Genomic DNA, 25,860 nt, shown 5'->3' on the forward strand with positions numbered 1-25,860 from the left:
GGAACGGCTTGACTTTATCTGAGTATCCAACGCCTAGAAGCCGTCAGAACCCAGGGCCGCCGCCCACATGTCCCTTCATCTATATCACTATGTCAAAGAGCACGTTCCTGCCCGAAGCGTCGCCACGAGCACCCCTTGAAAGGGAAACAGCCGACGCTGCCGGGGCAGCGCAACCGATTTAAGAACGTCCCAACCGGAGGCCGGTCAGAGCAGAGAAGCGAGCGCCTCGCTGCCGGGAGGGCGCCATCTATGTGCCCGACCGATTCCCGTCAACCCGAAAAATGCACTTTTTTCCGATCCCCGCATTTTTTCCGTTCGGCCGGCGGCTCGCGCCCCGCAATCCCCGTTGCACACAGTCCAAAGGAAGCCGCCCGCGCGGGGAGCCCCCTTCCCGCTTGCCAGGGCGAACGCTTCCCAGATGAAGGCGGCGCCCCGTGCGGCAGCCGATAGCAATAACCGCCTCGCGCCCGACCTCATGGACCATTGCGGAAACAAATTGGACATAACCGCGCACCGCCCGATGGTCGAAGCGATGGATTCCGGCCGATCCGGCGCGCCCCGACTGCACGGATACGGGACAGGTGCCGCTCCGGAAACCCTATCCCCTTAAGGGTAATTACTTGTTCAGCATGATATGATCCAAGCTCGACTCACAGGTATTTCGGGGGAATTACGATGGTTCGGCGAACGGATGCTGTGCGGCTCGCGCGGCTCGCGGCGCTGGTGGACGCGACGGGCGACGCGGTCGATGCCGACCGGCTCAGCCGCGCGCAGCGATCGGACTTCATTTCCGAGATCGGCGCTGTCCTCTCCCTGCTCGCCGATCGATCGGCAGCGCTGTCGCACGCGCTCGAGCGGTTGCGCGACCGCATCGCCGGGGCCGGCGCCCCTCGCCGCCCGCGCCAGGCCGACCGCAGGCTGTTCGGGACGCTCGCCCGGCAGCTGAAGCGCATCGGCCTGCTGCTCGCCATGGGCACCGCCGCCTGGGCGACCACCGCCGCGGCCCATGTCAGCGTATCGCGCATGGCATTGGCCAAGGCGATGGCCGCGCCGATGCCCGCCCCGCCGGCGATACCGCCGGTGCATGTCGGCGACATGGTGCTGAATCCGGTCACCGACGCCAATGAGCGCGTGGTCGAAGTGATCAACGACGCGCTGGTCCGCACCGACCAGAACAACACGATCCTGCTCGCCAACACCGTCGGCCAGACCTTCACCGATACCAATACCAACATCACCTACACGGTGAGCGCGGTCCAGCTGACCTCCGGCCGGGTCACCGGCGTCACGCTCGACAAGAGCGGCGGCGGCACGGTCACCACCCCCATCGTCACCGATGTGAGCGCGGGCGTCGGCTCGGCGCCGCCGCCACAGGGCAACGGATCGACCGGATCGACGAGCTCGGGATTCACCTTCCCGACGGCGGCGGGCGACCTCCACCAATATTCGAACGTCCAGCGCGGCGCGAACGGCGGCAATGGCAGCTTCGGCGCCGGCGTCGAGATCTGCATATTCGGCGGCTGCTTCACGATCGGCGCGAACGCCTCGGCCGGCGGCGGCGGCGCCAATGGGCCGAACATCACCGCGACCGTGACTCCCGCCAACAACGGCAACATCACCACCATCTCGGACAATCTTCCCGGCATCGCGGCGATCAGCGCCGGCGGCAATGGCGGCAAGGGCGGCGACGGCGCGGGCAATGTCCGCGGCGGCGCGGGCGGCGGCGCGGGCCGCGGCGGCAATGTCGACCTGAGCTCGAGCGTGACCATCGCCACCTCGGGCGTGCGCAGCTATGGCATCCTGGCGCAGAGCATCGCCGGGCGCGGCGGCGCGGGCGGCACCGGCTATCTCTTCTCGGGCGGCGGCGCCTCGGGGCCCGCCGCGCAGGGCGGCACGGTCACCGTCACCAATTCGGGCCAGATCCAGACCACCAATATCGGCGCGATCGGCATCCTGGCGCAGAGCCTGGGCGGCAATGCCGGCACCAGCGGCGGCAGTTACGGCATCGTCGGCAATCCGGGCGCCGGCAGCGTGGGCGGCGACGGCGGCAACGTCACTGTCGAGCATAGCGGCATCGTCCGCACCGAGGGCGTGGACGCGGTGGGCATCCAGGCCCAGTCGATCGGCGGCTCGGGCGGCAATGTCGGCGGGACCGGCGGGATCGTCGCGTTCGGCGGGACCGCCGGCAATGGCGGCAATGGCGGCAGCGCGACGATCAACGTGCGCGCCGGGGCCGAGGTCACCACCATCAACAGCGGCGCCTATGGCGTCTTCGCCCAGTCGATCGGCGGCGGCGGCGGCTCGGCGGGCGGCTCGGGCGGCCTGGTCGCCTTCGGATCGGACGGCAGCACCGCCGGCAATGGCGGGAGCGCCTCGGCCCTGGTCGAGGCGGGCGCGACCGTCACCACCGGCGGCGCCAACGCGCATGGCGTGTTCGTCGAATCGGTGGGCGGCGGCGGCGGCGCGGGCGGCGCCTCGGGCGGCGCGGTCGCGGTCGGCGGCAAGGGCGGGTCCGGCGGCACCGGCGGCGCGGCGAGCGCCACCATCGGCGGCGCGGTCCGCACCGGCGGCGTCGACGCGCGCGGCGTGTTCGTCCAGTCCGTGGGCGGCGGCGGCGGCTCGGCCGAGGGCACGGGCGGCCTCGTCTCGATCGGCGGCAGCGGCACCGGCGGCGGCCTGGCGGGCAGCGCCTCGGCCAGCATCACCGCGACCGGCAGCGTCGTCACCACCGGCAAGGGCGCCGACGCGGTGTTCGTCCAATCGGTGGGCGGCGGCGGCGGCGCCGGCTCGGGCTCCGGCGGCGTGGTCGCGCTCGGCGGGACCGGGGGCACCGGCGGCAATGGCGGCACGGTCACGGTCGGCAATGCCGGCACCGTCCGCACCGAAGGCGACGGCGCGCGCGGCATCTTCGCCCAGTCGGTGGGCGGCGGCGGCGGCAAGGGCGGCGACAGCGGCGGCCTGGTCACCATCGGCGGCAACGGCTCGGCGGCGAGCACCGGCGGCACGGTGACCATCACCAACACCGGCAGCGTCACCACGCTGCGCAACAACGCCACGGCGATCTTCGCCCAGTCGGTGGGCGGCGGCGGCGGCGACGGCGGCACCACCGGCGGCGTGCTGCTCACCATCGGCGGCAAGGGCGCGAGCGGCGGCAATGCCGGCCTCGTCACCGTCAACCACAGCGGCAATATCGGCACCGGCGGCAATGATTCGAACGGCATCTTTGCCCAGTCGATCGGCGGCGGCGGCGGCAATGGCGGCGCCAGCGCGTCGCTGAGCGCATTCGTCGGCGTCGCGATCGGCGGCGCCGGCTCGGCCGGCGGCAATGGCGGCATCGTCGACGTCAACCTCACGCCCCGCTCGGTGATGGTCGGCGGCGTGCCCACCCAGCTCGATCCGTTCATCGCGACCAGCGGCGATCGCTCGCGCGGCATCCAGCTCCAGTCGATCGGCGGCGGCGGCGGCAATGGCGGCTTCGCAGTCCAGGCGACCGGCGGCTTCTTCGGCGGCGCCAGCGTGGCGATCGGCGGCAGCGGCGGCACCGGCGGCACCGGCGGCCATGTCACGCTGGACGGCGACGCGGTGATCCTCACCACCGGCGACAATGCGCAGGGCATCCTCGCCCAGTCGGTGGGCGGCGGCGGCGGCGCCGGCGGCTTCACCGTCTCGGTCGCGGCGGCGGCGGGCCCGGCGCTGGGCGCATCGGTCTCGCTCGGCATCGGCGGATCGGGCGGCAGCGGCGGCAATGGCGGCCTGGTCGAAGTCAGGTCGGGCGGCGCGATCCAGACCGATGGCGACTTCTCGACCGGCCTGCTCACCCAGTCGGTGGGCGGCGGCGGCGGCAATGGCGGGTTCAACGTCTCGGCGGCGATCGCGGCGGGCGGCGGCGGCGCGGTCTCCTTCGCGGTCGGCATCGGCGGCAAGGGCGCCAATGCCGGCAATGGCGGCGTGGTCGATACCGATTTCGACGGCACCATCTCCACCGGCGGCGACGATGCCGGCGGCGCGGTGATCCAGTCGGTCGGCGGCGCCGGCGGCTCGGGCGGCTTCAACGTCTCGGGCGCGGTGAGCTTCGCGGGCACCACCAGCGTGGGCGTCGCGGTGGGCATCGGCGGCGCGGGCGGCGGCGGCGGCGACGGCGGCAAGGTGACCGGCCGCGTCGGCGGCAACGTCCAGACCACGGGCGACCGCGCGACCGGCGTGCTGATCCAGTCGGCCGGCGGCGGCGGCGGCAATGGCGGGTTCAACATCGCGGGCTCGATCTCGGGCAGCGGCAACTATGCCGGCGGCATCTCGGTCGGCCTGGGCGGCGCGGGCGCGGGCGGCGGCCGCGGCGGCGAGGTCACCGGCACCGCGGCGGGCACGATCTACACCTCGGGCGACCAGTCCGACGGCCTGCTCGTCCAGAGCCTGGGCGGCGGCGGCGGCGCGGGCGGATTCAACATCTCCGGCTCGATCGCGGGCAGCGCGACCTTTGGCGGCGGCCTGTCCGTCGGCCTGGGCGGCGCGGGCGGCACCGGCGGCAATGCGTTGCATGCGACGGGCAGCGCGCTCGCCGCCGTCCACACGCTCGGCGACCAGTCGCGCGGCGTGGTGGTCCAGTCGAACGGCGGCGGCGGCGGCGTCGGCGGGTTCAACGTCTCGGGCAGCATCGGCGGATCGGGCAGCTATGGCGCGGCGGTCAATATCGGCCTGGGCGGCTCCGGCGGCGGCGCCGGCAATGGCGGCGAAGTCGATGCGAGCGCGGTCTCGATCCTGACCGAAGGCAACCAGTCGGGCGGCTTCCTCGCGCAGAGCGCCGGCGGCGGCGGCGGCGCGGGCGGCTTCAACGTTTCGGGCGGGGTGAGCTTCGGCGGCACCGCGGCGGGCGCGCTCTCGGTCGGCCTGGGCGGCTCGGGCGGCGGCGGCGGCGGCGCCATGCGCGTCGGCGCGACGGTGACCGGCAATGTCGTCACGCTCGGCGACCAGTCGACCGCGATCACCGCGCAGAGCCTGGGCGGCGGCGGCGGCACCGGCGGGTTCAACGTCTCCGGCGGCATCGGCATCTCGGGCACCGTCGCCGGCGCGATCAATGTCGGCATCGGCGGATCGGGCGGATCGGGCGGCGACGCCGGCAAGGTCACCCTCACCGTCACCGGCACCACCGCGACCGCAGGCGACGAGAGCGACGGCATCCTGGCGCAGAGCGTGGGCGGCGGCGGCGGCGCGGGCGCGTTCAACGTCTCGGGCGGCATCGCGGTGGCCAAGGACGGGGCCGGCACGCTCGGCATCGGCCTGGGCGGCGCGGGCGGCAGCGGCGGCGACGGCAAGGCCGTCACGCTCAACGTCAACCAGGGCGTTGCCGACACCGCCGATACGCTGGTCGCGGTCTCCACCGAAGGCGACGACGCGCGCGGCATCGTCGCGCAGAGCCTGGGCGGCGGCGGCGGCAACGGCGCGTTCAACGTCACCGGCGGCATCGCCGGATCGAAGAGCGGCGCCGGCAATATCGGCGTGGGCATCGGCGGCGCCGGCGCCACCGCGGGCAATGCCGAAGCCGTGATCGCCAACATCAACGGCGACGTCGCCACGCGCGGCGCGCGCTCGGGCGGCGCGCTGATCCAGTCGGTCGGCGGCGGCGGCGGCAATGGCGGGTTCAACGTCTCGGGCGGCATCGCGGTCTCGAAGGAGCTCACCGGCAACGTGCTGGTCGGCGTCGGCGGGTTCGGCGGCGCGGGCGGCGACGCGGGCACGGTCGACGCGACCCTGACCAGCGACATCGGCACCAGGGGCGACGATTCGCTGGGCCTGACCGTGCAGAGCCTGGGCGGCAGCGGCGGCAACGGCGCGTTCAACGTCACCGGCGGCCTCAGCCTCAGCGCCGGCAATGGCAGCTCGGGCACGCTGGGCGTGGGCGTCGGCGGCTTTGGCGACAGCGGCGGCAATGCCAAGGCAGTTACCGCCGCGCTCACCGGCGATGTCGGGACGCTCGGCGCGCGCAGCGGCGCGATCCTGATCCAGTCGGCCGGCGGCGGCGGCGGCAATGGCGGGTTCAACGTCACCGGCAGCATCGCCCTTTCCAGCGGCGGCACCGGCACGCTCGGTGTCGGCATCGGCGGCTTTGGCGGCAATGGCGGCGACGCGGCCACGGTCGACGCCACGCTTTCGGGCAATGTCGCGACCAGCGGCGCGGAATCGGCCGGCGCGCTGATCCAGAGCCTGGGCGGCGGCGGCGGCAACGGCGCGTTCAACGTCACCGGCTCGCTCTCGATCTCGGCGGGCAACAACACTTCCATCGGCGCCGCGATCGGCATTGGCGGCTTTGGCGGCGACGGCGGCATCAGCCAGAAGGTCACCGCCAGCGTGGCCGGCGACTATCGGACCCGGGGCAGCGATTCGGCCGGCGTGGTGGCGCAGAGCATCGCGGGCGGCGGCGGCGCGGGCGGGATCAACGTATCCGGCGCGATCGCCCTCTCCACCGGCACCGCGGGCACCGCCTCGATCGGCATCGGCGGCTTTGGCGGCGACGGCGGCAAGGCCGGCGACGTCGAGCTGACCCGCACCGGAAACACCGTGACCGGCGGCGCCGATTCCGACGGCGTCGTCGCGCAGAGCATCGGCGGCGGCGGCGGCCGCGGCGGCATCGACGTGGCCGGCGGCATCTCCGGCAGCACCAGCGGCAGCACCGGCTCGTTCGGCTTCGGCCTGGGCGGCTTCGGCGGCGGCGGCGGCGAAGCGGGCAACGTCACCGCGCGGGTGACCGGCAATGTGCTCGCGACCGGCAATGGCGGCGTGGTCGCGCACGCGGCGCAGACGATCAACTTCCTTGGTTTCGACTTCAGCTTCCCCGCCTATCGCACCATCGCGAACGGCTCGAACGGCGTGATCGCGCAGAGCGTGGGCGGCGGCGGCGGCCAGGGCGGGCTCAACGTCACCGGCCAGATCGCCCTCACCTCGCCCGGCTCGAGCAGCGCGAGCCGCGTCGCCGCGCTGGGCATCGGCGGTTTCGGCGGCGATGGCGGCAATGCCGGCACGGTCGAGCTGAGCGTGAAGGCGCCGGGCGCCGACCGCGTGCAGGTCGTCGCTTCGGGCGACGAGCGCTCGGCGGTGATCGCCCAGTCGCTCGGCGGCAGCGGCGGCATCGGCGGGATCAACGTCTCGGGCGGGATCTCGCTCGACGGCCAGCTCACCGTCGGGATCGGCGGCTTCGGCGGCGATGGCGGCCTGGGCCGCAAGGTGACCGCCAATGTCGATGCCGACCTGTTCGCCCAGGGCACCAGCGCGCGCGGCCTGCTCGTCCAGTCGGTCGGCGGCGGCGGCGGCACCGGCGGCATCAACATCTCCGGCGGGATCACCGCCGACACGACCGCGACCGAGCCGACGCTCGTCTTCGGCATCGGCGGCTTCGGCGGCGCGGGCAATGCCAGCGGCGACGTGATCGCCACCCAGAACGGCCAGGTGATGGTCGACGGCTATGAGGCCGCCGGCATCATCGTCCAGTCGGTCGCGGGCGGCGGCGGCGATGGCGGGCTCAACGTCTCGGCGGCGCTGAACAATGCCGGCGCCGGCAAGTCGAAGCTCACCGGCGTCGCGCTCGCCGCCGGCCTGGGCGGCACCGGCGGCACCGGCGCCGATGCGGGCGACGTCACCTTCACCAGCAACGGCAATGTGCTGGTCAACACCAAGGTGACCAGCGGCGCCGGCGGCGCGGTCACGCTTTCGGCGACCGACTATGTCGGCAAGGCGACGGGCATCCTCGTCCAGTCGGTGGGCGGCGGCGGCGGCCAGGGCGGCATCGACGTGGCCGGCGCGGTCTCGCGCCAGGGCGCGCCGATCGCGCTCGGCATCGGCGGCACCGGCGGCGCGGGCGGCAATGCCGGCGACGTGACGGTGACGCGCGGCTATACCATGGTCGGCGGCGTCGAGACCGCGACGCCCGGCCTCATCCGCACTTTCGGCGACGAATCGAACGGGATGACCGTGCAGTCGATCGGCGGCGGCGGCGGCAATGCCGGGTTCAACCTGGTGCTCGACGTCACGCTGGCGCCGGCGGGCAACAGCCCGTTCGCGGCGGTGGTCAATGTCGGCGGCTCGGGCGGCGACGCGGGCGCGGGCGGCGACGTCACGCTGCGGCACCGCGGCGATATCGGCACCAGCGGCGCGCTGAGCGACGGCATCCTCGCCCAGTCGATCAGCAAGGGCGGCGGCAACGGCACCTTCAACCTGGCCGGCGGCTATACCCGCGACGCCAACCAGCTCAACCTGAGCATCGGCGGGCGCGGCGGCATCGGCGGCGAGGCCGGCGATGTCGAAGTGGATCATGACGGCGCGATCGTCACCACCGGCGAGCGTTCGATCGGCATCCATGCCCAGTCGATCGGGGGCGGCGGCGGCAATGCCTCGTTCGATTTCGGCCTGGTGCCGGGCGCGAAGAACCAGTTCGCGCTGAGCCTCGGCCAGTCGGGCGGCACCGGCGGCACCGGCGGCGAAGTGACGGTGAACGCCGCGGGCGCGATCGACACCAGCGGCGGCTATTCCTCGGCGATCTTCGCCCAGTCGGTCGGCGGCGGCGGCGGCAACAGCGGCTCGTTCAAGATCGGCGGCACCGTGGGCACCGGCAGCGGCAGCTCGGCGCAGAGCTTCGCCGGCAGCGTCGGCGTCGGCCTGGACGGCGGCGTCGGGGCGACCGGCGGCGCGGTCTCGGTCGTCAACGCGGCGAACCTCACCACGCGCGGCGTCGAATCGCGCGGCATCTGGGCGCAGAGCATCGGCGGGTCGGGCGGCGCGGGCGGCAGCGGCACCGGCGTGATGGTCAACACCACGGCGGCGCTCACGGTCGCGGTGGGCGGCACCGGCGGCGTCGGCTCGAAGAGCTCGACCGTCGATGTCGGCAACAGCGCGCGGATCGTCACCGGCGGCGACGATGCGGACGGCATCCTCGCCCAGAGCATCGGCGGCGGCGGCGGCACCGGCGGCTTCGCGGCGAGCGTCGCGCTGCAATATAAGGGCAGCGGCAACACTTCGAACACCATGGGCATCGCGGTGGGCGGCTCGGGCGGCACCGCGGGCATCGGCGACACGGTGACGGTGACCAACACCGGCGTGATCGCCACCAGCGGCGCGCGCGCCTTCGGCATCCGCGCCCAGTCGATCGGCGGCGGCGGCGGCATCGGCGGCGCGGTCATCGACTTCCGCGCCCAGGGCAAGAGCGCCAACAACTCGATCAACGTCAATGTCGGCGGCGCCGGCGGCACGGGCGAGAAGGCGGGCGACGTCTCGGTCACCAATGAGGGGCTGATCTGGACCAAGGGCGAGGATGCCGCGGGCATCAGCGCCAATTCGATCGGCGGCGGCGGCGGCGATGCGGGGCTGGTGCTCCAGCTCGCGGTGGGCGCCACCGGGGCGGACAAGCAGACGCACAGCGCGCGCGTCACCATCGGCGGCAATGGCGGCAGCGGCGGCGCGGGCGGCAAGGTCACCGTGGTGAACCGCGACACCGGCGGCGCCAATTCGGGCGACATCCTCACCGAGGGCAAGGGCGCCTATGGCATCTTCGCCCAGTCGCTGGGCGGCGGCGGCGGCAACAGCTCGACCATCCTGGCGCTGACCGGCGTCTCGTCGGGCAAGGACAGCGTCGCCTTCGGCTTCAATTTCGGCGCGGTCGGCGGCAGCGGCAATATCGGCGGCGTGGTCGAGGTGACCAATGCCGGCACGATCGAGACCAGGGGCGAAGGCGCGCACGGCATCCTCGCCCAGTCGATCGGCGGCGGCGGCGGCAATGGCGGGATGGCGCTCACCGGCAGCCTGCTGATCGGCGCGCCGACCTCGGCGCCGCTGATCGCGATCGGCGGCGTGGGCGGCAATGGCGGCAATGGCGGCGCGGTCACCGTGACCAACAGCGGCTCGATCCTCACCCGCGGCGCCAAGGCGAACGGCATCGTGGCGCAGAGCATCGGCGGCGGCGGCGGCAATGCCGGGCTGGGCGCGGCGCTCACCCCGGAGCCGGCCAGCCTAACCCTGTCCAACGAGATCGCGCTGATCGTCGGCCTCACCGGCGGCGGCACCGGCGGCACCGGCGGCGCGGTCACGGTCAACCAGACCGGCGACATCACCGTGCTCGGCGCGGGCTCGCAGGCGATCGTCGCGGAGAGCATCAATGGCGGCGGCGGCACGCTGGGCCTCGACTTCAGCGGCATCACCGGCCTGCCGGGCCTGCCCGTGGTCGGCCCGCACGGCAATACCGAGCGGCCCAACCCGCTGGTCGTCGCCCGCGCGGGCGCCGACGGCGCTTCCGGCATGAACGCCGGCAAGGTGACGGTGAATTCGAACGGCACGATCGGCGCGGGCGGGCGCAACGGCGTCGGCATCAGCAACCAGGCGATCGGCGGCGGCGGCGGCACGATCGACATCGACCTCGACATCGTCGCGCTCCGCGACCCGACCGTCACCGACCCCCAGGCGCCCGTCGGCGTCCGGCTGGCGCTGGGCGGCCTGGGCGGCGCCGACAATGACGGCGGCGACATCACCGGCAGCCATGCGGGCAGCGTCACCACCAATGGCGACGGCGCGGCGGGCGCGCTGGCCCAGTCGATCGGCGGCGGCGGCGGCCGGGGCATCATCGACGTGACCGCCGAGCTCGCGTCCTTCTTCGCCGGCGCCTCGGTCACGCTCGGCGCCGACGGCACCACCGGCGCCTCGGGCGGCGCGATCCAGCGCGGCATGACCGGCGCGATCAGCACCACCGGCAAGTTCGCGCCCGGCGCGATCGTCCAGTCGATCGGCGGCGGCGGCGGCTCGGCGATCGTCGAGATCGCCCTGGGCACGGGCGCCACGGCGGCCGCGCCCAGCGTGCTCGATGTCGACGCCACCGCGCCCGGCACCGGCCCCAGCGCGGGGCTCGCCCCCCAGAGCCAGCGCGCGCTGGCCTATTGGCTGGCGGGCGCCGGCGCGGATCCGCTGGCGGCCGCGCCGCCCGCGGTTCCGCCGACCGCCATCGCGCTCGGCGCCAATGGCGGCGCCGGGCTCGACGGCGGCACCGTCACCCTCGCCTATGCCGGCGGCTTCGCCACGCTGGGCGACTATTCGCCGGCGCTGGTCGTCCAGTCGATCGGCGCGGGCGGCGGCGAGGTGCGCCTCACCGGCGGCAGCGCCAGCGTCACCCTGGGCGGCAGCGGCGGCGCGAGCGGCAATGGCGGCAGCGTCACCGTGTCGAACAACGGCGCGGTCCAGACCGCCGGCAACCATGCGCATGGCGTGTTCCTCCAGTCGATCGGCGGCGGCGGCGGCGCGGTGCTGGGCGCAATCGATTCCGCCAGCATCGCCTTCAACCCGGGCAATACCGGCAATGGCGGCGCCATCCGCTTCGACCAGACCGGCAACATCACGGTGCTCGGCGCCAATTCCATCGGCGTGGTCGCGCAGTCGCTCGGCGGCGGCGGCGGCTGGGTCGAGGGGATCTTCGCCGGCAACGGCACCGGCACCGGCGCGGGCGGCGCGATCGACCTGCGCCTCTCCGGCTCGGTCTTCGCCGCCGGCCTGAACTCGACCGGCATCTTCGCCCAGAGCCAGGGCAGCACCGGCACGGGCAATATCCGCGTCACCGCCAACAACCTGGTGCGCGGCGGCGCCGGCACCGGCGCCGGCATCCGCCTGGCCGGCGGCGCGGCCAACCTGATCCAGCTCACCTCCGGCTCGATCAGCGCGGTCTCCGGCCTCGCGATCGACACCGGCGCGGGCAACGACCGGGTGGAGAACAGCGGCACGATCATCGGCAATGTCGACCTGGGCAGCGGAACCAACGCCCTGGTCAACAACGCCAGCGGCGTCTTCATCGCCTTCAGCCGGATCGACCTGCGCGACGGCGCCGGCTCGAGCGGGAGCTTCGCCAATGCGGGCGACTTCCAGATGGGCCTTGCCGCCAGCCGCACTCCGATCGACCTGCTGCACGGCGCCAGCTTCGCCAATCTGGACGGCGTTGGCACCCCCGCGACCAACCTGCTCTACGGCGCCCGCGTCATCAACACGGTCGATCTCGACGGCGACTTCACCCAGAGCGCCACCGGCCACCTGGCGTTCGACGTCGCCTTCGGCCCCTATGCGTCGGACCGCGTCAATGTGAGCGGCAACACCAGCGTGGCCGGCACCGGCGACGTGATCCTCACCTGGATGCAGGACAAGAACCCGGTCACCCTGTTCGCCACGGCGGGCACGGCGACCAACAACGGGCTCGTCATCCGCGACACGCTGGCGGTCGACTATCGCGTGCTCGCCAACAGCGCCGGCATCCAGCTCGCCTTCGACACCAATTTCGGCCAGCCCTTCCTCAACGGCAACGAGCGCGCGCTCGGCGCCTATATGGACCGCGCGGTGACGGCGGGCAGCTCGGCCGGGATCGGCCGCCTGCTGGCCCTGCTCGGCAACATCCAGGCCGGCGGCGAGGCCCAGTATCGCGCGATCTTCGACCAGCTGAACCCCGAGCCCTATCTGATCGCCTCGCTCACCCAGTTCGGCGCGGCGCGCGACTTCTCGTCCAACCTGTTCGGCTGCGGCACGCTCGCCGGCCCGGCGGGCGATGGCTGCGCGTGGAGCCAGGCCGGCGGCCATGTCTTCAAGCGCAGCGGCGACGGCGAGCATGCCAGCGTCCGCGGCGATACCGACGGCCGCTTCCGCGCCGGCTTCGAGAAGCCGCTGGGCGGCGACTGGATGATCGGCGGCGCGATCGGCTATGACAGCCTCGGCAATGCCAGGATCGACGGGCTGCGCGCCAATTCGGACGGCAACGGTGTCCATGCCGGTATCGGCGCGCGCTATGCGGGTGCGAGCGGCGCGCAGTTCGCCGCCTCGGTGAGCGGCGGCTGGCAATGGACCGAGCTGCGCCGCGGCGTGAGCATCTTCGACACGCGCCAGGGCGTGGGCAACCAGGGCACCGGCTATTTCCAGGGCAGCGCCGAGGCGGCCTGGGTGCTCGGCCAGGGCATGGTGTTCGCGCGGCCGGCGGTGCGCGGCTTCGTCACCGCGCTGCGCCAGGGCGGCTTCACCGAGCACGGGCTCGAGGGCCTGGGCGTCGAGAGCCTCTCGCACACCCAGTGGATCGGCACCGTCGCGCCCGAGCTGAGCCTGGGCGTGCGGCTCGCCGGCAGCGGCCCGACCAGCGCGACCTTCGCGATCACCGGCGGCGGCGTGTTCAACACCACCGACCGGATCGCGGCGCCGTTCCGCCTGCTCGGCGGCAACGCCTCGGCCGCGCCGGCGACGATCACGACGCTGATGGATCGCCAGGCCGCGCATGTCGGCGCGGAGCTGCGGGTGGTGGGCAACGAGAACCTGTCGCTGCGGCTCGGCTATGACGGCGAGTTCGGCAAGCGCACCACGGACCATCGCGCCAGCCTGAGCGCCCGCATCCGCTTCTGATCGCATGGGGGCTGTCCAGGGCATGAGGCGCGCCCTGGGCAGCTCCGTCAAGCCGATCGAGCAGCCCCCGGCGGATCACATTGACGAGATCCCAATAGCCGTCATCCCCGCGAAGGCGGCGATGGCCGGGCGGAATACGGGCACGAAGCCCGGACAGCCCGCCCATGCCTCATCGCATCGTGCGGATCTCGTCGTCGCTTCCCGTCAGCTCCCAGCGGATCAGCGAGATCGGGATCGAGCCCGCCGCGCGGAAGCGATCGTGGAACGTCTTGATGTCGAACCCCTCGCCTTCGCGCATCGCCACATCGGCCAGCAGCTTCTCCAGCTCGACCTTGCCCATGTAATAGCCGATGCCATAGCCCGGCTGGCGCAGGTACAGCTCGATGTCGAACTGCGCGACGGCATCGCCCGGCTGCATCCATTTGGGCGTGCGCGAGACCAGCGAGGCATTGGCCTGTTTCCAGGTCCATTCGTTCGCCTGCATCTTCAGCTCGGGCAGGATGCGCGCCGCGCGCTTGGCGCCCAGGATATAGTCGATCTCGCGCGCCTTGGGCCGGTCCGCCAGCATGCCCGACTGGATCAGGAATTCCTCGAGGTAAAAGGCCCAGCCTTCGTTGCGCAGGCCGTTGACGAAGAACAGCCGCGGCTGGCCGCGCACCGGGCGCGTGTCGCGCGCCGCCTGAAGTTCGTCAAAGGCATGGCCGGGCAGGTTGTGCGCGCGCAGCGGCCGCCCGTCGCGGAACTCGGCCTGGAAGAAGAAATGGAGATGCTGCGGCGCATCGAACAGGCCCGGCCTGGACGGATCCTTCTCGAAGGGGAACTGGTACGGCCCCTCCTCCGGATCATGCTTCACATAGTCCGGGACCGTCACCCATTGGCCGTCGCGCAGGAACCTGAGCAGGTCCTCGTCCTCCGCCTTGCGCTTGGCGTCGAACTCGGCGCGGGTCTTGACCGGCTCGGGCATCGGAATGGCCCGGTCGCGATGCTCCTCGATCTTCAGAAAGGCCAGCTGGCGCTGATATTCGCGCTCGCCGATCACCCGGATCTCCTCCGGCGTATAGGGCAGCAGCAGCACGTGCCTGAGATACCAGGCGTAATTCTCCGCCCCCACCCCGCCATGCGCGGGAAGCCCGGCCTCGATGCCCTCCAGCCACGCTTTGAACGCGGCGGCGGCGGCCTGGGCGCGCTTCGCCGGGGCGACGAGCAGAGGCTGGCGCTTCGCCGCTTCCGCCGCCAGCGCGCCATAGACGTTCACTTCCACCTGCTTCTGCACGATCGCCAGCCGGGCAAGGTCGCCGCGCGCATCGGTGAGGTTCGCCCGGGCCTGGCGCAGCGCCCCGGGCACCGCGTTCAGCCGGGCGGCCAGCGCCGCGGCCGCGTCCTTCGCGACCGGCAGCGCCGGGATCGCGATGGCGCCGTGCATCTTGGGCCCGAAGCCGAGATTGGTGGTGCTGTAGAAGGCCGGATCGCGCTTCCAGGGCTGCGTCACCCGGTGCTGGAACTCCAGCCCGCGCATCTCGGCGAGCACCACCATGTAGTCGACGCGCCGCGGGATCGGCCAGGCGCTGTCGTCGATCGCCGCCAGCCGCGCCTCGAAGCGCTGGAGCCCGGCATAATGGCGCGCCATCGTCTCGGGCGAATAATCGGGCACGCCCCGCACCATCGGCGGCGGCACGAAGGCGCGAAACTCCTGGTAGAGCGCGACCAGCGCGTCATAGCCCTGCGGTGCGGCCTGAGCCTGGGCGCGTGCGGGCGCCGCCAACGGGATCGGAAGCGCCGGCAACGCCAGCAGCACGGCAGCAAGACCCAGACGCCTCTTCATCCCATTTCTCCCCAATTCGTCGAGTTGAAGCTCTCACCGCTCTTCGTCGCTCCGGCCCCGCGCCGGGGCGACGACGGAGGAATGCAACCGCCCGCGCCCTTCAGAGCGCGTTGAAGAACCGCCCCAGCCGCTCCATCGCCTCGGCCACCCGCGCCTCGGATTCCGATCCGAAGCAGACGCGCAGATGCCCCTCCCCGCCCGGGCCGTAGAAGCTTCCCGATTCGACCACGACATGCGCTTCCTTCAGGATCGCCATGGCGAGGTCCTGCGAGGAGCGCCCGGTGCCGCTGATGTCCGGAAAGGCATAGATCGTCCCTTCCGGCTCGGCGCAGCTGACGCCCGGCATCTGGTTGAGCGCCTGGACGACGATGTCGCGCTTGCGGCGATCGGCCTCGACCATCGCCAGCATCGCGTCCTGCGGCCCCTCCACGGCGGCGCGGGCACCTTCCTGGATGAAGACGTTGACGTGCGTCACATCGGTCATGGTGATGCGCAGGATCGCGGGCATCAGCTTCGCATCGGCGGTCAGATAGCCGATCCGCCAGCCGTCCATCGAATAGGCCTTGGTGAAGGCGAAGCAGGTGATGGTCCGGTCGCGCATGCCAGGCAGGCTGGCGATGCTGACATGCTCGGCCCTGCCATAGGTGATATATTCATAGACCTCGTCGGAGAGCACCAGCAGGTCGTGCTCGATCGCCAGGTCGGCGACGTGCTGGAGTTCCGCGCGGCTATAGACTCGGCCGGTGGGGTTGGCCGGGTTGACCAGCACGATCATCCGCGTGCGATCGGTGATCTTCGCGGCGATCCTCTCCCTTGAGATCGCGAAATTGTCCGCCTTGTCGAGATCGGCGATCACCACCTTGCCGCCGGCCAGCTCGGTCTTGCCGATATGCTGGGGGTAATAGGGATCGAGCAGGATCACTTCGTCGCCGGGATCGATCGCGGCCATGAAGGCGGCGAAGGAAGCATGGGTGAGCCCGTTGCACACCAGCACCTCGTCGACGCCATAGTCCAGGCCGTTGAACGCGGCGAGCTTCTCCGCCAGCGCCCGGCGGAAGGAGAGCGTGCCGCGGAAATCGCCATAATGGACGATGCCCGCGTCGAGCGCCGCCTTGGCCGCTTCCTTGATGTGCGCGGGCGTGTCCGCATGCGGGCGGCCGAATTCGAGGTGGATCAGGTCCACGCCCGCCGCGTCCAGCTTCGCCGCTTCGTCGTACATGCCGAAGCTCTTCTTCGATCCGCCCGTCAGGCGCTGTGCCGGCCACTTCATCCCTAGACCTCCCACGACTCGATTACCTGTGAATAATTGCGTGATATATGATATTTCAAGCTTGAAATTTTAGGCTTGAAATATCTAGGATCCGGGCGTTAGGTGACACGGACGGAGTCGCCGCGAGGGAGTTCTGCTCGATGAAGATCGCATGCGTGGGCGGCGGGCCGGCTGGCCTCTATTTCGCCATCTCGATGAAAGTGCGCGATGCGGGCCATGAGATTCATGTGTTCGAGCGCAACCGGCCCGACGACACGTTCGGCTGGGGCGTCGTCTTCTCGGACCAGACGGTCGAGAATCTGATGGCGAACGATCCCGTCAGCGGCGAGACGATCCGCGGCGAGTTCGCGCATTGGGACGATATCGACGTGCATATCCATGGCGAGCGCATCCGCTCGTCGGGGCACGGCTTTATCGGCATCGGCCGCAAGCGGCTGCTGGCGATCCTCCAGGCGCGGGCCCGCGAGCTGGGCGTGGTGCTGCATTTCCGGCACGAGGCGGGGCCGGACCTGGCCGACTGGGCGGACTATGATCTCGTCATCGCCGCCGACGGCGCCAACAGCCGCATCCGCAATGCGCATGCCGAGCATTTCGACGTCGACATCCAGGTGCGCAGGAACAAGTTCTTCTGGTTCGGCACCGGCAAGGTGTTCGACGCCTTCACCTTCGCCTTCGAGGAGACCGCGGCGGGCTGGGTCTGGGCCCATGCCTATCGCTTCGACGACGATCTCTCGACCTTCATCGTCGAGATGGATCCGGCGACCTGGCACGGCCTGGGCCTCGACGCGATGGACCAGCCCGCGGCGATCGCGCTGTGCGAGCGGATCTTCGCCCGGCATCTGGACGGCCATGGCCTGATGTCCAACGCCACGCATCTGCCCGGGCCCCAGGCCTGGCTGAACTTCCGCCGGATCGTCACCGGCCGCTGGTCGCACGACAAGTTCGTCCTGCTCGGCGACGCGGCGCACACCGCGCATTTCTCGATCGGGTCGGGCACCAAGCTGGCGCTGGAGGACGCGATCAAGCTGGCCGAGGTGCTCAACCGCCCCGGGCTCGGCCGCGCCCAGGCGCTGGCGGAATATCAGGCCGAGCGCAATGTCGAGGTGCTCAAGCTGCAGAACAGCGCGCGCAACTCGACCGAATGGTTCGAGACGCTCGACCGCTATCTGCCATTCGCGCCGATCCAGTTCGCCTATTCGCTGCTCACGCGCTCGCAGCGGGTCAGCCACGAGAATCTCCGCCTGCGCGACCGGAACTGGCTGGAAGGGGTCGAAAGCTGGTTCCAGGCGCAGTCGCCGGGCGGAAAGCGCGCGCAACCGGTCCCGCCGATGTTCGCACCGTACAGATTGCGCGAAATGCCGCTGGCGAATCGTATCGTGGTTTCGCCCATGGCCATGTATTCGGCCGTCGACGGCACGCCGAACGACTTCCATCTCGTCCATTACGGCACCCGCGCCCAGGGCGGCGCCGGCCTGATCTATACCGAGATGACCTGCGTCTCGCCCGAGGGCCGGATCACGCCCGGCTGCCCGGGCATGTACGCTCCCGGGCATGTCGCGGCCTGGCGGCGCATCACCGATTTCGTCCATGCGCACAGCGGCGCGAAGATCTGCCTCCAGCTCGGCCATTCGGGCGCCAAGGGCTCGACCAGGATCGGCTGGGAGGGGATGGACCAGCCCCTGCCCGAGGGCAATTGGCCACTGATCGCCGCCTCCGACGTGCCGTGGAGCGCCGACAACGCCGCGCCGCGCCCGATGACCCGCGCCGACATGGACGAAGTGCGCGACCAGTTCGTCGCGGCGGCGCGCATGGCGGCGGAAGCCGGCTTCGACATGATCGAGCTGCACGCCGCGCACGGCTATCTGCTCTCCAGCTTCATCACGCCGCTCCAGAACACTCGCACCGACGACTATGGCGGCAGCCTGGCGAACCGCCTGCGCTATCCGCTCGAAGTGTTCGCGGCGATGCGCGCCGCCTGGCCCGCCGAACGGCCGATGTCGGTCCGCATCTCGGCGACCGACTGGATGGGCGACCAGGGCGTCACGCCCAACGAAGCGGTGGCGATCGCCCGCGCCTTTGACGAAGCGGGCGCCGACCTGATCGACGTCTCGGCCGGCCAGACCTGGGTCGAGTGCAAGCCGGTCTATGGCCGCATGTTCCAGACGCCCTTTGCCGACCGGATCCGCAACGAGGCGCGCGTCTCGACCATGGCGGTGGGCAATATCTTCGAGACCGACCACGCCAATTCGATCCTCGCCGCCGGCCGCGCCGACCTGGTCGCAATCGGACGGCCGCACATGATCGACCCGATGTGGACGCTGCGCGCCGCCGCGCAGCACGGCTATCGCGGCGTGCGCGTGCCGCCGCAATATCTGGGCGGGATGAGCCAGCTCGCCCGCAACCTGCAACGCGCCGCCGAGGCCGGCGCGGCGCTCGGGAGCTGATGCCATGCGCCTGAAGGATGTCCATGCGGTCGTCACCGGCGGCGGGTCCGGCATCGGTGCGGCGATCGCCCGGGCCCTGACCGAAGAGGGCGCGCGCCTGACGCTGATCGGGCGCCGGGTCGAGCCGATCGAGGCTGTCGCCGCGACGATCCCCGGCGCCATCACCATCCCCGCCGACGTGACCGATCGCGCCTCGATCGACACCGGCTTCGAGACCGCCCGCGCCGCGCACGGGCCGATCGGCATCCTGGTGAACAACGCCGGCATCGCCCCCAGCGCGCCCTTCGCCAGAATGACGGCAGACACCTGGCGCGCGACGATGGCGACCAATCTCGACGCGCTGTTCCATTGCTGCCAGGCCGCGCTGCCGGACCTGCTCGCGGCACCGGCGGGGCGGATCGTCACCATCGCGTCGACCGCGGGGCTCAAGGGCTATGGCTATACCGCCGCCTATGTCGCCTCGAAGCATGGCGCGATCGGGCTGATGCGCGCGCTCGCCGCCGAGTTCGCCGCCACGCCGCTCACCGCCAATGCGCTCTGCCCCGGCTTCACCGATACCGACATCGTGGCCAGGGCGATCGAGACCATCGCCGGCCGTACCGGCCGCAGCGAAGCGGAGGCGCTGGCCGAGCTGACTCGCCACAATCCCCAGAAACGCCTGATCACGCCCGAGGAAGTGGCGGCCGCGGCAGTGTGGCTCTGCCTGCCGGCCAGCGGATCGGTGACCGGCCAGGCGATCCCGATCGCCGGCGGAGAAGTGACATGACCCGCGCCGCCTCCCTCCGCGAGAAGCATGACGGCGCGCTCGACGATCGCGGCAGCGTGCGCCTGTGGCTGCGGCTGCTCACCTGCACCACGGTGATCGAGAAGCGGCTGAAGCGCGGCTTCGCCGACAAACATGACATCACCCTGCCGCGCTTCGACGTGATGGCCGCGCTCGACCGCCATCCCGGCGGAATGACGATGGGCCAGCTCTCCCAGGCGCTGCTCGTATCGAACGGCAATGTCACCGGCGTCGTCCAGGCGCTGGTGCGCGATCGCTATGTCAGCCTGGCCCCCTCTCCCACCGACGGCCGCTCCTCGGTCGCGCGGCTGACCCAGCTGGGGCGCGAATGCTTCGCCGGGCTGGCCGAGGCGCATCACGCCTGGATCGAGGCGATGCTCGCGGGACTGGGCCGGGAGGAACGCGGCCAGCTTCACGCGTTGCTCGGAATACTCAAGGATTCGCTCGCTGCCGATGGAGGGAAGGAATGACCATGGATCCGACCAGCTTCGCGCCGGCGCATTTCGGCTGGCAGTTTGCCGACGGGATAGCGACCATCACCCTCAACCGCCCCGAGCGGAAGAACCCGCTCACCTTTGAAAGCTATGCCGAGCTGCGCGATGCCTTTCGGGATCTGGTATATGCGCCGCAGGTGAAGGCGATCGTCCTTACCGGCGCCGGCGGCAATTTCTCCTCGGGCGGCGACGTCCATGAGATCATCGGGCCGCTGACCGGGATGGCGATGCCCGAGCTGCTGGCCTTCACCCGGATGACCGGCGACCTGGTCAAGGCGATGCGCGCCTGCCCGCAGCCGATCGTCGCGGCGATCGACGGCATCTGCGTCGGCGCCGGGGCGATCATGGCGATGGCGTCCGACCTGCGCCTCGCCACCCCGGCGGCCAAGACCGCCTTCCTGTTCACGCGCGTCGGCCTGGCGGGCTGCGACATGGGCGCCTGCGCAATCCTGCCGCGGATCATCGGCCAGGGCCGCGCCGCCGACCTGCTCTATACCGGCCGCATGATGTCGGCCGAGGAAGGCGAGCGCTGGGGCTTCCACAACCGGCTCGTGCCCGCCGACGCGCTGCCGGGCGAAGCCCAGGCACTGGCCCGCAGCATCGCCGCCGGCCCCAATTTCGCGCACGGCATCACCAAGACCCAGCTCAACACCGAATGGGCGGTGAGCATCGAGACCGCGATCGAGATGGAGGCCCAGGCCCAGGCGATCTGCATGGCGACCAGGGATTTCCGCCGCGCCTTCGAGGCCTTTGCGGAGAAGCGCACTCCCGAGTTCGAGGGCAATTGATGGCCGACCGCAGCTTCCTCGACTGGCCCTTTCTCGACGACGGCCACCGCAGGCTGGCCGAAGCGCTGGAGACCTGGTGCATTGCCAACCTCACCGGCCATCACGGCGCCGATATGGATGCCGAATGCCGGAGGCTCGTCCGCGCGCTCGGCGACGGCGGCTGGCTGCGCTACTGCGTGCCGGCGGCCTGGGGCGGCGTGCACGAGACGCTCGACATCCGCTCGCTGGCGCTGATCCGCGAGACGCTGGCGCGCCATTCGGGGCTGGCCGATTTCGCCTTCGCCATGCAGGGACTGGGATCGGGCACCATCTCGCTGTTCGGCACCGAGGCGCAGAAACAGGCCTATCTCCCCGCCGTGGCACGCGGCGAGAAGATCGCCGCCTTCGCGCTCACCGAGCCGGGCTCCGGCTCCGACGTCGCCGCGATGGAGACGCTGGCCGAGCGCCACGGCACTGGCTGGCGCGTGAACGGCGCCAAGACCTATATCTCGAACGGCGGCATCGCCGATTACTACGTCCTCTTCGCCCGCACCGGCGAGGCGCCGGGCGCCAGGGGCATCTCCGCCTTCCTCGTCGATGCCGACACGGCGGGCCTGCGCGTCACCGAGCGGATCGAAGTGATCGCGCCGCATCCGCTCGCCACGCTGGAGTTCGCCGACATGGCGCTGCCCGCCGACGCCCTGCTGGGGGAGCCCGGGCGCGGCTTCGCGGCGGCGATGGCGACGCTCGACATCTTCCGCACCACCGTGGGCGCCGCCGCGCTGGGCTTCGCCCGCCGCGCGCTCGACGAGGCCACCACCCGTGCCCGGACCAGGCGGCTCGGCGATGGCACGCTCGCCGACAATCCGGTCACCCAGTCCAAGCTCGCCGAGATGGTGCTCGACATCGATACCTCCGCCCTTCTCATCTACCGTGCCGGCTGGCTCCGCGACGTCCGGGGCCAGCGCAACACGCGCGAGGCGGCGCTCGCCAAGCTCCACGCCACCGACAGCGCCCAGCAGGTGATCGACAAGGCGGTGCAGATCTTCGGCGGCCTGGGCGTCACCGTCGGCGCGCCGGTCGAGGCGCTGTACCGCGAGGTCCGGGCGCTGCGCATCTATGAAGGCGCCTCGGAGGTGCAGAAGATCGTCATCGCCCGCCAGCACCTCGCCCAGAGCGCCGGCTGATGTTCCGCGTCGCCTATCCGCTGCGCTTCGCCCATTGCGACCCGGCGGGGATCGCCTTCTACCCACGCTGCCTCGAGCTGTGCGACGCCGCGGTCGAGGACTGGACCCCGGCGGTGCTGGGCGACGACCGGCGGGCGATGCACATGGGGCGCGGCCTGGGCCTGCCCACCGTCAGCCTCTCCTCCACCTTCACCGCGCCGAGCAGGCTGGGCGACCGGCTCGATTTCGCCGTGCGCCTCACCCGGGTTGGCCGCAGCTCGATCGACCTGGAAGTGGAGGTGACGTGCGAGGGCGCGCTGCGCTTCTCGGTCCGCCTCACCCAGGTGCTGATCGATCTTGCCGACGGCAAGTCGCGGCCCTGGCCCCCCGAATATCGCCAACGCCTTGAAACGGAATGCCGATGACTGCCCATCAGAGCCTGCTCCCCCCCGGCTGGAAGCGCCCGCGCGGCTATGCCAACGGCATCGCGGCCAGCGGCCGGATGCTGTTCACCGCCGGCGTGGTCGGCTGGGACGCGGAGGAGCGCTTCGTCGCCCCCGATCTCGCCGGCCAGTTCCGCCAGGTGCTGGTCAACACGCTGGCGATCCTCGCCGAAGGCGGCGCCGGCCCGGAGCACATCGTGCGCATGACCTGGTACGTCACCAGCCGCGCCGAATATCTCGGCCAGATCGCCGAGATCGGCGCGGCGTATCGCGAGCTGATCGGCCGCAACTATCCGGCGATGGCCGTGGTCGAGGTCGCCGCGCTGGTCGAGGCCGAAGCCAAGGTCGAGATCGAGACGATCGCGGTCGCCCCCACTGCCTGAGGAACCCTGACATGCAGAAATTCGACTGGGCCGATCCCCTGCTGCTCGACACGCAGCTGGAGGACGAGGAGCGGATGATCCGCGACACCGCGCGCGACTATGCGCAGGGGCGGCTCGCGCCGCGCGTGATCGAGGCGTTCGACCGGGAAGTCACCGATCCGGACATCTTCCGCGAGATGGGCGCGCTGGGCCTGCTCGGGCCGACCGTGCCCGAGGCTTATGGCGGCGTCGGCGCCTCCTATGTCGCCTATGGCCTGATCGCCCGCGAAGTGGAGCGCGTGGATTCGGGCTATCGCTCGATGATGAGCGTCCAGTCGAGCCTGGTCATGTACCCGATCCATGCCTTTGGCTCGGAAGCGCAGCGGCTGCGCTATCTGCCCAAGCTCGCCAGCGGCGAATGGATCGGCTGCTTCGGTCTGACCGAACCCGATGCCGGCTCCGATCCCGGCGGCATGCGCACGCGTGCCACCCGGATCGACGGCGGCTATCGGCTGAACGGCGCCAAGACCTGGATCTCCAACGCGCCGATCGCGGACGTCTTCATCGTCTGGGCCAAGTCGGACGCGCATGGCGGCGCGATCCGCGGCTTCGTGCTCGAGAAGGGCATGAAGGGCCTTTCGGCACCCAGGATCGAAGGCAAGCTGAGCCTGCGCGCCTCGATCACCGGCATGATCCAGCTCGACGATGTCGAGGTGCGCGAGGACGCGCTGCTGCCCGGGGTCGAGGGGCTGAAGGGCCCCTTCTCCTGCCTCAACCGCGCCCGCTACGGCATCAGCTGGGGCGCGCTCGGCGCCGCCGAATTCTGCTTCCATGCCGCCCGCCAATATGGGCTCGACCGGCACCAGTTCGGCAAGCCGCTCGCCGCGACCCAGCTCTTCCAGAAGAAGCTGGCGGACATGGAGACCGAAATCGCGCTCGGCCTGCAGGCTTCCCTGCGGGTGGGCCGGCTGATCGACGCCGGCCGCTTCGCCCCCGAGATGATCTCGATCGTCAAGCGCAACAATGTCGGCAAGGCGCTCGACATCGCCCGGGCCGCGCGCGACATGCACGGCGGCAACGGCATCTCGGGCGAATTCCAGGTGATGCGCCACCTGATGAACCTCGAGACGGTCAACACCTATGAGGGCACGCACGACGTCCATGCGCTGATCCTGGGCCGCGCGATCACCGGCATCGCCGCTTTCTGACTGGTTTCCGGTTGCCGGCCTGTCTCCTACAGCGAACCGGCAAGCGTAGCGCGGAAAGTCACAAGGGTCGCACCACCGCGAATTCCTCGCGCGGCCTATTTTCCCTGTTTTCCCGGAAAGCGCGCGCATCTCGCAACATAGCTGCGCGCGGCTGATCCTATCTTTCCAACAAAGCAAAAGAGCGGCCGGCAGCCAGGGCCGACCGCTCGAGCCAAGCAGGCGAAACCCTACATTGCAAGCGCGCCCGGAGCGGCCCGCACGCCTTACTTCACCAGCAGGATGCGGCTGTTGGGCGGATAGGCCCATTCGAAGCCGCGCTCGGTGACCACGCCATTGTCCTCCAGCGGGATCTTGATCTTGCGCGCCCCCCATTCGGGCACCGGCGTGTAGAGAAACAGCTCGATCGACAGGAAATTGCCGGGGCGGAGCGTGTAGGTCATGCGCAGCGGATTGAAGTCGGCGATCGACGGACCCGAGCCATGGCCCCAATCTCCCACCGAATGGCTGCCGATCACCACGTCCGAGACCTTCATGTCCCTGCTCGGATCGTCATAGCGGCCGAGCGCCAGCCCCGGCGTCGCCGCCACGCGCCGGTTGACCGCGGCGAGCGCGTCCCCGGCGGTCACGCCCGGACGGATCACGTCGAGGATCATCCGGCGGATTTCCTGCGCCTTGTCATAGGCGCGCTGCACGCCGGGCGGCGGGGCGTTCTCCCCAGGCTTCAGCACATAGGCCATGCGCTTCATGTCGGTATAGTAGAAGAGATAGTTCACTCCCCAATCGACCGTGATCAGGTCGCCCGGCTGGATCACATGGTCGCCCGAGACCGGGCCGCGCTCGCCGGGGCCGAGGACATAGATGCTCGGCAGGCCGAAGCTGCTGCCCAGCCCCTCCTTGTGGAGCTGCTCCATCATCCACCAGGCGACATCGCCGGTGGTGGTGTGGCCGGGCACGATCACTTCGTTGGAGAGGGCACGCTCCAGAATGGTGCGCGAATATTCCCCCGCCCTGGCAAAGGCCGCGATTTCATGGATCGAGTGGCGCGAACGGAAGTCGGAGACCAGCTTCTCGGCCGAAACCAGCCGCTCCGCCAGCGCCGGGCCGAGCGTCTCGACCAGCTTCGCGTGGAGCGAATGGCTGAGCCCGTCGGCAGTGCCGATCTCGGTGGCGATATCGATGCCGATCCGCCTGGGATCGCGCGCCTCGACGAACTTGCGCAGCTCGGCGGGCGAGAGCTTCAGGTCGTAGAGCGGGCACTGGTCGAACGCCGCGCCGCCGATTCCCATCGCGGCCCGCTCGATCCGGCCGCTGCCGGCGCGATCGGTGAAGACATGATAGCCGACATCGCCCACATAGCCGCCGCCGAGCAGCGCGGCATTGGGATCGTCATGCCCCTCGCGCGAGGCGACGATCCACATGTCGATGCGGTTCTCGCGCATCGCCTCGGGCAGGATCAGGTCGAGCTTGTCCTTGCGGATCTGGCACATCTGGTCCCAGCGCCGCCTGGCCTCCTGCCCCTGGGCGGGAAGCGCCGCCAGCAAGGGAAGGACGGCAAGCGGCAGGGCCAGGCGATGGCGGCGTTTCGACGACACGCTTGTTCTCCCATGACTTATACCCGGGGAAGGTGGCAGGCCCGTCACGGAAATGGAACAATAATCACGCAATTTTCGTTGATATTTCACCGCGTGTTCGGCATGGGCCCGCCTTCCCG

General features: G+C 71.0%; 12 protein-coding genes. 9 read left to right on the plus strand and 3 right to left on the minus strand.

The genetic code is table 11. The annotated features are described in order from the left end of the window. Nucleotides 1–675 precede the first annotated feature (675 nt). Entirely contained in the window at nt 676–13,389 is a 12,714-nt protein-coding gene (locus OMP43_RS21175; protein ID WP_280281537.1) for an autotransporter outer membrane beta-barrel domain-containing protein, read from the plus strand. Nucleotides 13,390–13,558: 169 nt separating this feature from the next. Here the strand turns inward: OMP43_RS21175 and OMP43_RS21180 are convergent, their stop codons facing one another. Both OMP43_RS21180 and OMP43_RS21185 read right to left on the minus strand, forming a co-directional pair. Continuing rightward, the gene (locus OMP43_RS21180; protein ID WP_280281538.1) at nt 13,559–15,211 is read right to left on the minus strand and encodes a DUF885 family protein; all 1,653 of its coding nucleotides are present in this window, start codon (nt 15,209–15,211) and stop codon (nt 13,559–13,561) included. 100 nt (nt 15,212–15,311) lie between these two features. Next, nucleotides 15,312–16,481: a pyridoxal phosphate-dependent aminotransferase gene (locus OMP43_RS21185; protein WP_280281539.1), complete on the minus strand. Its 1,170-nt coding sequence runs from the start codon at nt 16,479–16,481 to the stop codon at nt 15,312–15,314. A gap of 140 nt (nt 16,482–16,621) precedes the next feature. Between OMP43_RS21185 and OMP43_RS21190 the strand changes: the two genes are divergently transcribed. The 8 genes from OMP43_RS21190 to OMP43_RS21225 are packed head-to-tail and all read left to right on the plus strand — an operon-like array spanning nt 16,622 to nt 24,149. Further along, a complete protein-coding gene (locus tag OMP43_RS21190) occupies nt 16,622–18,925 on the plus strand; it encodes a bifunctional salicylyl-CoA 5-hydroxylase/oxidoreductase (RefSeq protein WP_280281540.1) in 2,304 nt (767 codons plus the stop codon). Nucleotides 18,926–18,929: 4 nt separating this feature from the next. Beyond that, nucleotides 18,930–19,691, plus strand: coding sequence for an SDR family NAD(P)-dependent oxidoreductase (locus OMP43_RS21195; RefSeq protein WP_280281541.1), 762 nt, complete (start codon nt 18,930–18,932; stop codon nt 19,689–19,691). Next, nucleotides 19,688–20,179, plus strand: coding sequence for a MarR family transcriptional regulator (locus OMP43_RS21200; protein ID WP_280281542.1), 492 nt, complete (start codon nt 19,688–19,690; stop codon nt 20,177–20,179). Before OMP43_RS21195 ends, OMP43_RS21200 begins: the two co-directional genes overlap by 4 nt. Beyond that, nucleotides 20,176–20,991 carry an enoyl-CoA hydratase family protein gene (locus tag OMP43_RS21205; protein ID WP_280281543.1) on the plus strand — a complete coding sequence of 272 codons (816 nt, stop codon included), beginning with the start codon at nt 20,176–20,178 and terminating at the stop codon, nt 20,989–20,991. The genes OMP43_RS21200 and OMP43_RS21205 overlap by 4 nt, the downstream gene beginning before the upstream one ends. Continuing rightward, on the plus strand, nt 20,991–22,157 hold the full coding sequence (locus tag OMP43_RS21210) for an acyl-CoA dehydrogenase family protein (RefSeq protein ID WP_280281544.1): 1,167 nt from the start codon (nt 20,991–20,993) through the stop codon (nt 22,155–22,157). Before OMP43_RS21205 ends, OMP43_RS21210 begins: the two co-directional genes overlap by 1 nt. Further along, nucleotides 22,157–22,561: a thioesterase family protein gene (locus OMP43_RS21215; protein WP_280281545.1), complete on the plus strand. Its 405-nt coding sequence runs from the start codon at nt 22,157–22,159 to the stop codon at nt 22,559–22,561. The genes OMP43_RS21210 and OMP43_RS21215 overlap by 1 nt, the downstream gene beginning before the upstream one ends. Beyond that, nucleotides 22,558–22,962 carry a RidA family protein gene (locus tag OMP43_RS21220; protein ID WP_280281546.1) on the plus strand — a complete coding sequence of 135 codons (405 nt, stop codon included), beginning with the start codon at nt 22,558–22,560 and terminating at the stop codon, nt 22,960–22,962. The genes OMP43_RS21215 and OMP43_RS21220 overlap by 4 nt, the downstream gene beginning before the upstream one ends. Before the next feature lie 11 nt (nt 22,963–22,973). Further along, nucleotides 22,974–24,149, plus strand: coding sequence for an acyl-CoA dehydrogenase (locus OMP43_RS21225; protein ID WP_280281547.1), 1,176 nt, complete (start codon nt 22,974–22,976; stop codon nt 24,147–24,149). A 263-nt stretch (nt 24,150–24,412) separates the two neighbouring features. Here the strand turns inward: OMP43_RS21225 and OMP43_RS21230 are convergent, their stop codons facing one another. Beyond that, nucleotides 24,413–25,741 (minus strand): M24 family metallopeptidase, encoded by a 1,329-nt coding sequence (locus OMP43_RS21230; RefSeq protein ID WP_280281548.1) that lies wholly within the window; start codon nt 25,739–25,741, stop codon nt 24,413–24,415. Nucleotides 25,742–25,860 lie beyond the last annotated feature (119 nt).

The sequence above is a fragment of the Sphingomonas sp. CBMAI 2297 genome (assembly GCF_029870595.1).
In the GTDB taxonomy this organism is placed as follows: Bacteria; Pseudomonadota; Alphaproteobacteria; order Sphingomonadales; family Sphingomonadaceae; genus Sphingomonas.

Excerpts from the sequence above, each read along its gene's own strand:
- OMP43_RS21175 (WP_280281537.1), top strand. The coding sequence starts at position 676 with ATGGTTCGGCGAACGGATGCTGTGCGGCTCGCGCGGCTCGCGGCGCTG.
- OMP43_RS21180 (WP_280281538.1), bottom strand. The coding sequence starts at position 15,211 with ATGAAGAGGCGTCTGGGTCTTGCTGCCGTGCTGCTGGCGTTGCCGGCG.
- OMP43_RS21185 (WP_280281539.1), bottom strand. The coding sequence starts at position 16,481 with ATGAAGTGGCCGGCACAGCGCCTGACGGGCGGATCGAAGAAGAGCTTC.
- OMP43_RS21190 (WP_280281540.1), top strand. The coding sequence starts at position 16,622 with ATGAAGATCGCATGCGTGGGCGGCGGGCCGGCTGGCCTCTATTTCGCC.
- OMP43_RS21195 (WP_280281541.1), top strand. The coding sequence starts at position 18,930 with ATGCGCCTGAAGGATGTCCATGCGGTCGTCACCGGCGGCGGGTCCGGC.
- OMP43_RS21200 (WP_280281542.1), top strand. The coding sequence starts at position 19,688 with ATGACCCGCGCCGCCTCCCTCCGCGAGAAGCATGACGGCGCGCTCGAC.
- OMP43_RS21205 (WP_280281543.1), top strand. The coding sequence starts at position 20,176 with ATGACCATGGATCCGACCAGCTTCGCGCCGGCGCATTTCGGCTGGCAG.
- OMP43_RS21210 (WP_280281544.1), top strand. The coding sequence starts at position 20,991 with ATGGCCGACCGCAGCTTCCTCGACTGGCCCTTTCTCGACGACGGCCAC.
- OMP43_RS21215 (WP_280281545.1), top strand. The coding sequence starts at position 22,157 with ATGTTCCGCGTCGCCTATCCGCTGCGCTTCGCCCATTGCGACCCGGCG.
- OMP43_RS21220 (WP_280281546.1), top strand. The coding sequence starts at position 22,558 with ATGACTGCCCATCAGAGCCTGCTCCCCCCCGGCTGGAAGCGCCCGCGC.
- OMP43_RS21225 (WP_280281547.1), top strand. The coding sequence starts at position 22,974 with ATGCAGAAATTCGACTGGGCCGATCCCCTGCTGCTCGACACGCAGCTG.